Annotated in this window: 9 protein-coding genes; 2 read left to right on the top strand and 7 right to left on the bottom strand. The window is 68.5% G+C overall.

Annotated features, from left to right (window positions below):
* Positions 1-2: 2 nt before the first annotated feature.
* On the bottom strand, positions 3-1292 hold the full coding sequence (locus BKA24_RS14835) for an ABC transporter substrate-binding protein (protein ID WP_184219962.1): 1290 nt from the start codon (positions 1290-1292) through the stop codon (positions 3-5).
* A gap of 45 nt (positions 1293-1337) precedes the next feature.
* Positions 1338-2429 (bottom strand): zinc-dependent alcohol dehydrogenase, encoded by a 1092-nt coding sequence (locus tag BKA24_RS14830; protein WP_221417340.1) that lies wholly within the window; start codon positions 2427-2429, stop codon positions 1338-1340.
* Between the two features lie 229 nt (positions 2430-2658).
* On the opposite strand from BKA24_RS14830, the gene BKA24_RS14825 reads away from it, so the two are divergent.
* Complete coding sequence (locus BKA24_RS14825) at positions 2659-3444, top strand: IclR family transcriptional regulator (protein ID WP_184219959.1); 786 nt, start codon at positions 2659-2661, stop codon at positions 3442-3444.
* Positions 3425-5926 (top strand): hypothetical protein, encoded by a 2502-nt coding sequence (locus BKA24_RS14820; protein ID WP_184219956.1) that lies wholly within the window; start codon positions 3425-3427, stop codon positions 5924-5926. Before BKA24_RS14825 ends, BKA24_RS14820 begins: the two co-directional genes overlap by 20 nt.
* Positions 5927-6034: 108 nt before the next feature.
* On the opposite strand, the gene BKA24_RS14815 is transcribed toward BKA24_RS14820, so the two are convergent.
* The 5 genes from BKA24_RS14815 to BKA24_RS14795 form a co-directional block, all read right to left on the bottom strand.
* Positions 6035-6889 carry a fumarylacetoacetate hydrolase family protein gene (locus BKA24_RS14815; protein ID WP_184219953.1) on the bottom strand — a complete coding sequence of 285 codons (855 nt, stop codon included), beginning with the start codon at positions 6887-6889 and terminating at the stop codon, positions 6035-6037.
* Complete coding sequence (locus tag BKA24_RS14810; protein ID WP_184219950.1) at positions 6889-7917, bottom strand: Gfo/Idh/MocA family protein; 1029 nt, start codon at positions 7915-7917, stop codon at positions 6889-6891. Before BKA24_RS14810 ends, BKA24_RS14815 begins: the two co-directional genes overlap by 1 nt.
* Positions 7914-8726: an amidohydrolase family protein gene (locus tag BKA24_RS14805; protein ID WP_184219947.1), complete on the bottom strand. Its 813-nt coding sequence runs from the start codon at positions 8724-8726 to the stop codon at positions 7914-7916. Before BKA24_RS14805 ends, BKA24_RS14810 begins: the two co-directional genes overlap by 4 nt.
* Complete coding sequence (locus BKA24_RS14800; protein WP_184219944.1) at positions 8723-9835, bottom strand: mandelate racemase/muconate lactonizing enzyme family protein; 1113 nt, start codon at positions 9833-9835, stop codon at positions 8723-8725. The genes BKA24_RS14805 and BKA24_RS14800 overlap by 4 nt, the downstream gene beginning before the upstream one ends.
* A gap of 103 nt (positions 9836-9938) precedes the next feature.
* Positions 9939-12557 (bottom strand): glycoside hydrolase family 5 protein, encoded by a 2619-nt coding sequence (locus BKA24_RS14795; RefSeq protein ID WP_184219941.1) that lies wholly within the window; start codon positions 12555-12557, stop codon positions 9939-9941.
* Positions 12558-12747 lie beyond the last annotated feature (190 nt).

Below are 12747 nucleotides of genomic sequence, written 5' to 3'. Positions count from 1 at the left end.
CGTCAACGCTTGACTCCGGCATAGGCGGTGTCGAGGTCGGCGAGCAGCCCGTCGATGTCCTTATCGCCCTGGACGACCTGCTGCAAGCCTGCCATGAGCGCCGCGGCGACCTCTCCGCCGGGCCAGATGTGGTTGGCGAACGGCGTGGTGCGCTCCTCATCCAGGTAGACCTGGATGGCGGTGTTGAGCTGGTTGTCGACCGGCGTCGCGTTGGTCAGCGCGGGGATGGCGCCCTGCGCCTCGGCGAATGCCGCCGCGTTGTCGGGCTGGGAGATGTGGTCTAGGAACGCGAGAGCGGCATCCGGGTTCTCGGTCTTGCTGCTGACGACGAGGAAGTCGGGGCTGAACGGGATGAACGTGTCGTCAGCCGAGTTCGTGGCGGGAAAGGCGAAGATGCCCAGGTTGTCCCAGCCGCCCTCGGTCATCTTGGCGAGGTTCGGCGAGGCGCCCGAGGGCATGATGACGATCGCGGCATCGCCGTTGCCGACCGCCTGCATCGCCGGGTCACCAGGGGTGCCGAGCGGGTCGGCGGTGGTGTAGCCGTCGTCGATCAGGCTCACGATCTTCTCGAAGGTCTCGCGCCACCCGTCCGACTCCGCGAACGTGGTCTTGCCTGCGTCGAGCTCTTCGTAGAAGTCAGGCTCGGCGCCGTTGACCAGGGAGGCCGAGAGCGCGTAGGTGATGAACTGCGTCACGTAGTTGTCGGCGAAGCCGAGCGAGATCGGCACCTTGCCTGCGGCCTTGAGCTTGTCGGAGACCTCGATCAGCTCATCCCACGTGGTGGGCGGGGTGACGCCGACCTCCTCGAAGACGCTGATGTTGTAGAAGGCGAGGATGGCCTGCCCGAACGTGGGGTAGGCGTAGGTGCCACCCTCGTAGACCTGCAGCGAGTCGAACGCCTTCGGCACGTTCGCGGTCCAGTCCTCACCGGAGAGGTCGCGCACGGCGCCGATGGCGGCGAGGTTGAGCACCGAGGACGGTGCCGCCCAGCCCGGCGCGGAGCGGAAGATGTCGGGTGCGGTCCCGCCGTTGATCTGCAGCGAGAGCTGCTCGTTGAGCGCGCCCGCCTCGGCGAACGTGGTCTCGAAGCCGACCCCGGTCTCCTTCTCGAACGATTCGATGAGCGCGCCGATGCCGACGTCGCTCGTGGTGGCGATGCTCAGCTCCCCACTCACCTCACCGGTGCTGTTGGGCGCCTCCTCGCTCTGCGCGGAGCAGCCCGTGAGGGCCAGCGCCGCGACGAGTGACACCCCGGCGAGCCGGGTGAGACGACTCGACATGAACTGTGACATGCGATCCTCCATTGGATGATTGGTAACTCGGGTCGTGCAGGACGGTTAAGAGGAAGCCGGTGGTCCGGCGCTCTCGGGCTTCGCGGGGAACTCGATGATGATCTTCCCGGCGAGGCGTTCGGGGTCGGTGAGCTCTTCGAAGGCCGCAGGACCGTCGTCGAGCGGGACCGCTCGCTCGATCAGCCGATCGAGGGTCTCGGGCACCGTGGCCGCCCAGGCCGCCGTCTCGGCGAATTCCTCGGCGGTGTAGCAGAAGGCGCCGACGAGCGAGCGCTCCTGTGTGGTCAGGGGGTATGCCTGCAGTTCGACGGCGGGCGCATCCATCCCGACGAGCACGACCGTGCCACCGGGAGCTGTCAGTTCGAGCGCGGTGAGGATGGTCTCGCTCGCACCGACCGCGTCGATCGCGGCATCCGCTTCTCCGGCGCCGAGCGGGGCGCTCGCGGTGAACGGATCGAATGTCTCTGCGCCGATGTCCTCGAGCAGCCGCCGGCGCGCCTCGCGCGGTTCGCCGACGATCACGCGGGCGGCCCCCAGACGGATGCAGGCGAGCGCGGCGGCCTGACCGATCGGTCCTCCGCCGATGACGGCGACGGTGTCTCCAGCGCTCACGCCCGCGCGCCGGGCGGCGTGGTAGCCGACGGCCAGCGGCTCGACGAGTGCCCCGTGCAGCAGGATGCCGTCGAACGGGATGAGGTTGCGCTCGGGCACGACGAAGAACTCCGCGAAGGCACTGGACAGAGTCGGGTCGACACCGAGCACGCGCCGCTGCGGGCAGATGTGCTGCTGGCCGCGTGCGCACCAGTCGCACGCCTGGCAGGCAAGCGTCGGATTGACGACGACTCGCTCGCCCCCCGTGAAAGATGTCACGCCTGCGCCGACGGCATCCACGGTGCCGACCGCTTCGTGACCCATGACCTGCCCGGGAAAGCGCCGGCCGTTTGCGCCGGTGAAACCGTGCAGATCCGAGCCGCAGATGCCGACGCCGTGCACACGCACCCGCACCTCGCCATCGCCGACGACGGGGACCGGCCGCTGCGCCACGACCATGCGACCGTAGTCCTCGAGGACGAGCGCGCTCATCGTCGCCGCCGGGGCGGCGGCGTGCGTCGCGGTGGTGGGGAGGGGCAGAGACATTGTTCACCATTCTGTTCCACATCTGGAACCGGATTTTCATATGCTGTATCGTGCAGACTAAGCCCGAAAGCCGACGCGGCGCAAGCCGCACTCGCCGTAGCTATCCGGCAGGACCGCCGGGCGCTCGGTCGAGCAGCGGTTCGGTGGACATCGCCGATGGGTGCCCAGTAGGGTTCCCAGTACCGTTCAGCCAAAGCAACAGCCATTCGACATATCGAACGGAAGATGAATGCCAGACGACGCCTCCTCGAAAATCACCGCGCCGGCCGCAGACCGGGCCCTGCGCGTTCTCGAACTGCTCGCGGACGCCGAAGAGGGCCAGACCCTCACGACCATCGCGTCGAGCCTGGGACTGCCCAAGTCGAGCGTGCATCACGTGCTGGGAGCCCTCATCGATCGCGGCTGGGTGGAGCGCGACGCCGACCTGCGGCTGAGTCTGGGACTGCGCGCCTGGGAGGTCGGGCAGGCCTATGACCACGCGCAGACGCTCAGCCAGCGGGCACGAGGCTTCATGGACGAGGTGCGCGACCAGATCGACGAGACGGTCCGCCTGGCCGTGCTCTCCGGACAGGGGCAGGTGTGCATCGCCAAGAGCCCCGGTTCGCACACGCTCGTGTTCGACCAGCGCATCGGCGCGCGGCTTCCCGCGCACGCCACCGGACTCGGCAAGGCTCTGCTCAGCGGCCTCGACGAAGCCCAGCTCGACGCCCTCTACCCCCACGGCGAGCTGGAGCAGTTCACCGAGACGACCATGGCCGACCTGTCCGCGCTGAAGGCTGATCTGGTCCGCGTGCGGGAGCTCGGCTACGCCGAGGATCACGGCGAGTACATCCTCGGCATCCGCTGCGTCGCCGTGCCCGTGCTCTCCCGAGACGAGCAGATCGTCGCGGCCCTGTCGGTCAGCGGACCCGTCCACCGTTTCGACGACGAGCACATTCACGCCGCACTCACGGCTCTGCAGGACGCCGCACAGAAGCTCCGGAAGCGCATCAGCGATGACATCTCGCAGTCCTGAGCGCATTCCGGCCCGCGCGCGACGTCTCGCGTCGGAGCTGGCGACCGTCACCCTCGAGACCTCACTCAAGCCCTTCGACGCCTTCGACGACGCCTCGCTGCGCGCCGGCGTCGAGGAGATGTTCACGCAGTGGAGCACGCTGCTGGCCACCGCCGCCGAGTGCTCGCTGCTGCTGTGGATCTCGGACGGCAGCGAGATCCTCGACTGGGCGGGCGACCTCGACGCGCCCGTCGTATGGGCCGACACCATCGGCTTCAACAACGTTGACGCCGAGCCCTACGGCGAGCACAAGGAGCCCGAGCGGGTGGCGGTGCGCTACCGCGACGATCCGCCCGCGCTCGACTACGACCGCATCCGCTCGCTCGTGCGGATCATCCGCGAGACCGGCGAGCGCCGCGGCATCCCGACCCGCGTCGGCGCCACCTTCGACCCCGGGCCGGAGTTCGCGGCCTCGGCGTTCAAGTTCCGCCGGCATCCTGAGATCCTCGCCCGCGGCGCCGATGTCGGTATCGGGCCGATCATCGAGATGGTGCGCCATTTCTCGGTGCTCGACGGCGACGACCATCACTATGCCGCGTACCCCGACGGCATCCCCGCCGGCACCCGCTTCGGCGAGTTTCTCGGGCGGCAGGCCGAGGACTACCTCGCAGCGATGGGCTTCGACTACCTGTGGCTGTCGAACGGCTTCGGCTTCAGCGGCTACGCCTGGTCGGAGCTGGGCGAATCGTTCGACGGGGCGGAGTTCCACACCGACCGCACGGCTGGCCTGCGGGCGCGGGCGCTGGAGTTCTGGGACGACCTGCGCCGCGAGCTGTCCGTGCCCATCGAGGTGCGCGGCACGAATCAGAGCGCCGGCATCGACATCGGAGCCGACAGTGTGCCTGCCCTGGAGATCTACGAGCGCGGCCACATCGCCGGTCCGCCTCCGAACTCACCGTGGGGTCCGCTGAACGAGGACTTCGGCATCGAGATCTGCGGGTACCTGTCGCGCATCGCGATGCTGCCGAGGGGCTCAGAGGGGTACCGGTTCCGCTTCTACGCCAACGACCCGTGGTTCTGGCAGCAGCCGTGGTGGGACTTCTATCACCGCGAGACCTTCGACATCCACCTGCCGCTGAGCGTCGCCCGGGTGACCGGCGACGGCATGATCCAGCCGCCCCGCGAGGTGAACATCCTCTCGATCGACACCGCGCATGGCGTGCTCGACGAGCGGTGCGCGCGTGAGGTGGGCACCGCGATCGCCATCGACCTCGAGACCCGGCCCGACGCGGCCGGCCCGCTGGTCTGGGTGTATCCGTTCCGGGAGTACCACGAGGCCATGGCCGCCGACCCCGAGACGATCGCGCGGCCGTACGCGGAGGACTGGTACCTGTCCGCGGCGATCACCGCGGGACTGCCGCTGAACACGGTCGTCAGCACCGATGAGGTCGCCGGCGCGCAGAGGTCGGGTGCGCTCGCGAGCAGCATCCTCATCGTGCCCGCGGGCGCGCTCACCGCGCACGTCGTCGCCGCGCTGCACGCACACCGGGATGGTGGCGGTGACGTCGTCGTCTACGGATCGCTGCGTGGGGTGTCCGAGGAGGCGCTCGGGCTGCTCGGGCTGGACCGGGCGGATGCGGGCGATGCCGCGGCGGTCGTCGAGGGCGACCTCGCGCTGGTCACCGACCTCGTCGGCGACCGTCTGCCGGGCGGGCGCCGCGGGATGCTGCGGCACAACGCTCTGCTGTCCGACGGGCCGATCGATCTCGTTCATCCGGTCGACGGCGTTCGGCTGCTGGCCCGGGTGCGCATGCCTGCCGGGACCGAGGCGCCGTACGCGACCGTGCACGGCGGTGACGAGGGCACTGGAGCGCCGGGGGCGGCGATCTGGGTGCGCGGCTCGGCGCCGTTCGACTACTCCGAGGCCGATGAGCGCGGCGTGCGCCACCGCGTGCTCGTCGACCGCGCACGCTTCGACGACAGCGCGGCGCTGCTGCGCGATGCCGTGGCGACGCTCGGCGTCTCGGTCGCGCACGAGCTCCGCTCGGCGGACGCCGCGCGTGCTGTCCTCGGCATCCGTCGTCATGCCGGGGCCCACTGGCTGAGCGGGTACGTGCCGGATACGACTGTGCGGCTGCGCTTGTCGCTCGCGGACGGAGCGCCGCTGCTGACCCATGCCGAGGCGTGGTACGAAGACGGGGTGGCGACGTATCAGCTCGCGAAGTCCGTTCACGCCGAGTGTCGCGTGTTCGTCACCCAGGAGGCTTCGGGGATGATGCGCTGCCGCGAGATCGCCCCGTTCCCGGCGGACCGCACGCGCGGCCTGCGCGTCGAGGGACTGACGAACGCGCGCGTGATCATCGCTCTGCCCCCGGGTTCCGCCGCGGGAGCGCGCGTGGAGACGCCGCTGTCACCGGATGCTTTCGTGTTGCGGGTCGACGGCACGGACCGAATCGAGATCCGCCAGGTCTCCGGCCACCTCAGCGTGGCCTGGCAGGAGTGAGCTGCCGCGCACACGGTCGCCGGTGCTGATCACCGGGCACGCGGTCCGGCTCGAATGCGCGCACCGGCCCGGTGCCGGGGTGGTCAGCCTCGGCACCGGCGGCAGCGCTCATCGCTCGGCGACGATCTCCTGCCGCTGAGACCCGAGCCCATCGATGCCGAGTTCGACGACATCTCCGGTGCGGAGGTACGCGAAGCGGCCCGACAATGCGACTCCCTGCGGCGTTCCGGTGTTGATGAGGTCGCCGGGCTCCAGACGCATGTACTGCGAGAGGTGGTGGATCAGATGCGGGACATCGAAGATCATGTCTGCGGTCGACGAGTGCTGACGCGATTCGCCGTTCACACGCGACCACAGCGTGAGGGCATCGAGCGCGGGTGAGTCCTCGAGTGGCACGAGGTAGGGCCCGAGCGGGTTGAACGTGGGTGCGCACTTGCCCTTGCTCCATTGGCCACCCGATTCGGCGACCTGCCACGCCCTCTCGCTCACGTCGTGGCTCACCACCAGCCCCGCGATCACCGAGAGAGCCTCCGCGGCAGAGGCGAGACGGTGTGCCGGTCGCCCGATGACGACGCCCAGTTCCACCTCCCAGTCCAGCTTCGCGGCGCCCGTGGGCAGTTCGACATCGTCGTCCGGCCCGATGACGGTGTTCGGGTGCTTGAAGAAGATGATGGGCACTTCGGGTGGACTGTCGCCGGACTCGGCCGCGTGCGCGGCGTAGTTCTGACCGACGCACACGACGGCGGTCGGCCGGGCGATCGGCGCTCCGCGGCGCAGCGCGGCGTGGTCGAGCTCGGGCAGGGTGCGGGCGTCGAGTGCTGCTCGGACTCTGCTGATGCCGTCGGATGCGAGGAAGTCGCCGTCGATGTCATCCGTGATGTCACGCGCGTCGAAGACACGACCCTCGTCGTCCTCGACTGCGGGGATCTCGCGCCCCACCGGACCCAGTCGTAGCAGTTTCATCAATGATCTCCCTTGTCGCGGCTCATTGGCGCGGGCAGTGGACGGACGGATTCGAGTCGACCGGTGCGCGCCGCCGTCTGCAGCGCGTCGATGAAGGCGACCGTGGCTGCCGCGGGACGGACCGGGGACGGGTTGGGTCCACCCCCGAGGATGCTCACGAGCGTGGACACGGGGCCTGCAGCCGGGTACGGGGCTTCGTGATGCGATGGCGCGGCGCAGCGCATGCCGCCTTCGGTCGAAAGGGTCGCTCGGCCCCACAGCAGATCGTGGCTGATCGATCCCTGATCGCCGATGTAACGCACGACCTGACGCAACGCGGCCCCGTCGGCCAGGGCACCCGTGGACGTCCCCGCCCCCTTCGCGCCGCCGCTCAGCGCGAAGACGAAGGCGTCGTCGACATCGACCGCGGTGCCTCGGTTCGCCACGATCCCGGCGACCCGCGTCGCCTCCTGGCCGAGCGACGACAGCGCGGCGGCGACGGCGTGCGACAGCTGCGTCGCCGCCTGACCGCCGTTCTCGGCCGAGTAGGCGGATCGTGAGTCTTCCGCGTGCGCGCGGTACAGTCGGCCGGCACGGGAGCTGAACTCGATGGCGACGTGGAGCAGCTCACCGATCAGCCCCTCGTGGAACCACTCCCGCACCCGGGCCGCCGCGTTGCTGAACTGCGCGGTGTAGCCGACCAGCAGGGGGACTCCGGTGCGTTCCGCTGTCGCGACGAGAGCGAAGGCATCGTCGACCCGGGTCGCGAGGGGCTTCTCGACGAGGACGGCGATGCCCCGCTCGAGATACGCAGTCGTCAGCTCGGCATGCGTGGCGTGCGGGGTGGCGATGACCACCGCGTCGACGTCGGACATGTCGGGAGATGTTGACCACGATGCCGCGTCGAAGCGTGCGGCGGCCTGGGCTGCGCGCTCGCCGTCGATATCCACGATGCGTGCCAGTGCCACATCCGGGTGAGCCGCCAGGGCAGGAAGATGGTGCGCCTGCGCCCACTCGCCCGCGCCCAGGACAGCGATACGACGGATCATTCGGGCTCCTCGAAGAAGAGGCGGCGCGCGTTGTCGCCGAGGACGGCGCGCTGCTCGGCGGGGTCGAGCACGGCTGCGACCGCCTCGAGATGGACACGCGGATCGAAGCCGCGCCGCTGCGCGACGGGGTGATCCGACCCCCACAGCACGCGCAGCGGACCGAACAGGTCGACGGCGGCGCGGGTTCGCGCCGCCAGCGTCCGTGCGGAATCGGCAGCGGATGCGTAGTACGCGCCGGATGCCTTGACGTAGACGTTGTCGCAGGCCGCAAGCGCCCGCAGGTCGTCGACGTCGTCATGGCCGCTGAATGCGAGATGGTGCAGGACGATCGGCAACCCGGGGTGTCGGCGCGCGGCGCCGATGACGGCATCGCGCCAGCCCGGTGGCGCGTGAAGACTGAGCGGAGTGGCGTGCTCAGCGAGCAGAGCGAGCGCGACGTCGGTCGCGGGCTCACCGAACCAGCCGTCGTCGGCGTCACCGAGGTAGTGCGCGACCGCCTGCGGGCGCATCTCCCGCAGGATCGCGCCGAGACGGGCGTCCGCGTCCGGAGCGTGGTAGGTGGGGAGCCAGCGCGAGTCCCAATCCGCCGCGATGGCGAACACCCCGTCGAACGCCGGGGCCTGAGCGGTGAGCCATTCGTTGTTGTCGCTGTTGCCGGTCAACCGCGCCGCGACGACGAGTGCTGACGAGACGCCCCACGACACCAGTTCTCGCCACGCGCGCTGCAGCGACGCGTGCTCCTCCGGCTGGGCCACAGCGGGTTCGTAGGGCCAGGTGCGCCAGGCGTGGCAGTGGGAGTCGATGATCATGCGAGGCCGACCTGCGCGGGGTCGATCCCGACGCCCGGACCGTCGCGGACCGTGGGCACCTCTGCAGTGCCATCGACACCGACGAGCACCTCGAGCCATGCACCGGGCCCGAACGCGTTCACCAGGTGCGTAGCCCAGGGCTGCAGGCCTGCAGCGTGCGGTGCGAACAGCATCCCCGCGTCGACGGCCTGCCGACCCAGAGTCCGGGCGACTTCGAGTCCTCCGCACCACGTGACGTCGAACTGCGCGACATCCACGCAACCCGCCTCCACCAGGCGACGCCCTTCGCGCAGTGTGAAGACATGCTCGCCTGACGCCACTCGCGCCGGCAACGTCGTCCGCAGCATCCGATGCCCGTCGACGTCGAGCGGGTGCAGTGGCTCCTCGATCCAGTCCAGACCGAGATCCGAGGCACAGTGGACGACACGCCTGGCGAACTCGGCATCCCACGACATGAAGCAGTCGATGGAGAGCGGCACATGCTCAGGGACGCGCTCGCGCGTGGCCTCGAGGTCGGCGATCACGCGCGTGATCGCCGACCGGCCGTCGGCCGGGCCGAACCGGGCGGGGATCTTCACGGTTCGAGCCCTGGCGATCAGCTCGGGCTCGAGGACGTCGAACAGCGAGTGATCCGGGACCGTGAGGTAATAGGGAACATCCGATTCCGATCCGCCCAGCAGGCGCACGAGCGGGAGTCCCGCCGCCCGTGCGGCAAGGTCCCACAGCGCGAGCTCCACGGCGGCGATCCCCATCGAGGCGATGCCGCCGGCAGCATACGGCTGGGTGGCCCGGTCCAGCTCGGCCACTCGTTCCGAGATGGCCAGTGGATCCCGGCCATGCAGCAGGCCGGCGAGGTGTTCGAGGATCAGTGCCTCTGTGACACGACCACCGCGGGACTGTCCGATGCCCCAGACCTCGCTGTCATCCGTGCGCACGAGCACCCAGATGAGATCGGCGCCGGGGCCGCGCCATGACGACCGTCGTTCCGCATGGCGGGGGAACACTCCCATGGGCGTGGAGATGCGGGTGTCATCCAGGCTCGTTCCGCGGGTGAAGGGCGCGACGGCTGTGACGACCTTGGTGATGCGCATGCCGGCTCCCTGCTGCATCCGTGCTGACTCCTTGAATAGGACAACGTAGTGGGCTTTCTCGCCAGATTCAATCTGTGGATCCGCGATTCGGCATATCGAACCGCGGATCCACAGTTCGCGATCACTCGATCCGCAGGATCGCGCTGCGCCACTTCGGCAGGTCGATGGAGATGCCGCGGGTCCACAGCGTGTTCGCATCCCCCCGGTACCGCGTCTCGCCGGACTCATCCACGAGAGAGAACACCCCATCCCGGCGAACGCGGGGAAAGATGCGCTTCTTGCCACCGGCGCCGCTGCGGCGATAGACCACGAGGTGCTGAGGACCGTACACGAGCTGCAGGTGCGCGCTCGTCCGGCGATCCTCGGCGACTCCCGCCTTGCGGAGGAAGGAGCCCAAGGCGTTGGTGGTGAGGGCCTCCGCGTCGTTCAGCCAGAGGATGGGCCTGTCGAAGCCGTCCCGTTCGAGCACCTGCCGCACGCGCTGGTCGAGATTCCGGCGGTCCGCGACGACCGCCTTGTAGTCGAAGGCCGCGTCCATTCCCTCCACCTGTTCCAGTCCGGATGGCACTTGGGTGAGCAGCGTCTCGATGATCTCGTCGTCCGTCAGCAGATGCCAGATCGGCAGGTGCAGGTCGAGCGCACGGCGGACGAAGGGAACGACGGCGAAGTTGTGCCCGTTAGCGGGCGGCACTGCTGCGGGATTCTGGATGAATGCGACCTCGGCGCCAGACCAGTCGACAGGACCAGCCGAATATACGGCCGAGAAACGGCGATAGTGCTTTTCGAACAGATCCTCAAAGGGCACGAAGTCGTTGAGGTTGTGCCAGAGGCTCCAGTGCAGCTGCCCGGCGGCACCCGCTGCGTAGTACTGCACCAGGCCCGCCTCCATCATGTAGTCCGCCGCCTGGACGCGATCCATGTCGGGCAGGAAGGAGTCGAAGCCATAGTGACCGCCCTCACCGTTGTAGACCGGATGCTTCGACGTCGAGTACGGGGCGAACAGCGCTGGAATGGCGTAAGCGAAGGTCGCGTCGATGTCACGGGCCAGCCACGGCGAATGGCGCGTCGGGGCGTCGGGGCGCGTCGGCACCGGCGCATTGGGCAGATAGTGATGAGGCGCATTCGCGTCCACCACGTTCGAGAACTGCCACGTCGGCGCCGCGGTGGAGACGTCGTGCCCGTAGGCGGGAGGCATCGCGAAGGTCAGGCGATCTGGGTCGCCCGCCTTCACCGCCAAGGATGCTTGCTCCGTCAGTCGCCGCCAGTTCGACTGAATCGACATGTATGCCGCGTGCGGCTCGTTGTGCGGGACCTCGATACCGAGGACGTTCGGTGACCCCTTGTAGTGAGAAGCGATCCACGTGAGGGATTCGAACAGCACGGTGCGGTGCTCAGCATCCGCCAGGTCGAGTTCACCGCTCTGCGTGGACGAAGGAGCGAGGTAGGAGATGGCCGTCCCCGGCTTCCCTGTTCCGCGATCGGCGGGCGTGCCTCCCTGCCAGTAGTCGTAGGGGTCGGTGGGAAAGCGGTGCCAGTCGAAGATCACGCGGATGCCGTGCTCGCCGGCACGTGCGACGAAATGGTCAAGCATCTTGATGAACTCGGTGTTCAGCCCGCGTTTGCGCAACTCACCCGCCCACCCGACGTCGCCGGGGAAGACGCCCTTCGCCGGTTGCACCAGGCTCACGGCGAGTGGCACTCGGATGGCACCCAGTCCCCAGCTGGCCATGAGGCTGATGTCGGCATCGAGGCTCGACCACAGCGCACGACGCGGATAGCTGAGAAGGAACAGATCGTAGTTGAAGCCGGTGAACCCGAACGGAGAGTCGCGATCCCGGAACTTGCCGTCATGGATCGTTATCGGCGTCAGTTCGCGCGGCGCGCGGACCTCGACAAGGAACGCCTGTGAGACGCCGAGATGCTCGATGCGGATCTCGGCCCGCCCCGGGGCCACCGGCGCGAGGGTGCCGAACCTGTCGATCGTGATCACCGCGTTGTTCGAGGAGCTCAGTCTGGAGTGCTGTGTGACGTCACGCGCTTCGCGGTCGGGGTACGTGGCCCGCACCGTGAGGGGAACCGGGTCGGCGTCGCCCACCAGCAGCACCGGCAGACCCGAGGTCTCGAGGGATGCAGGCCTCTGCTCTTGCACGAGGTGATCGACCTGCACGTCGTCGACCCAGAGGTCACCCGTCGGGTCTGCGGCGTTGGCGAGGTGCTCCTTCCAGACTTGGATCTGGAGTGTGACCGCGTCGGAGAACCCGACGATGTTGTTCCACCTGTCCATCTCGACACCGACCCACGTTCCGGGCGTGGGCTGCACGGCGGCATACGCCTGCCTGAGGACTCGCCCTCCGCTGACGAGTCGGACGGCGACGCGAGTGACATTGCGAGCGGTGACCTTGAATCGGACCTTCGTGATATCCAGGTGGTCCAGTGACTTGATCAGCGCCACATACCGTCCGGATTCCGAGAAGTCCGCCGTAAGCCGCCCCGAGAAAGCGCCCTCGGCGGCACGCTCCTCATCTCGCACGAATCCACCTGCTGCGGTTCCGTACTCGGGGCCGAATGACACCGACCACGGCTCATGCCGGGACTCGAACCTGCCGACGATGTCGGTCCATGTCGTAGGGTCGGCGGCTGCAGCCGCCGACATGGGCGCTCCGAAGTTGCCGAGGACGGATGTCGTGACGACCGCTCCCATGCCGATGAGCAGGGTTCGTCTTGAGAAGTCGATGGCCATGCCGATCTCTCCATTGTGATCCGTGGTGCTGGACGGTTGTCGGCCTGAGCCTAGTGCGAAAGCACTCTATTGTTCAATAGGTTCAACGTGGGTTCCATATGTGGAACAACCCGACGAACGTCCCCTGTCTCTTCACCGGAGAGACGCGCGAACCGGAAGGCCCTTGCTGTGGTTGATCTCCGCGCGGGCC

The sequence above is a fragment of the Microbacterium marinum genome, from assembly GCF_014204835.1.
GTDB lineage: Bacteria > Actinomycetota > Actinomycetes > Actinomycetales > Microbacteriaceae > Microbacterium > Microbacterium marinum.
This window is presented reverse-complemented; position numbering and strand designations above follow the sequence as displayed.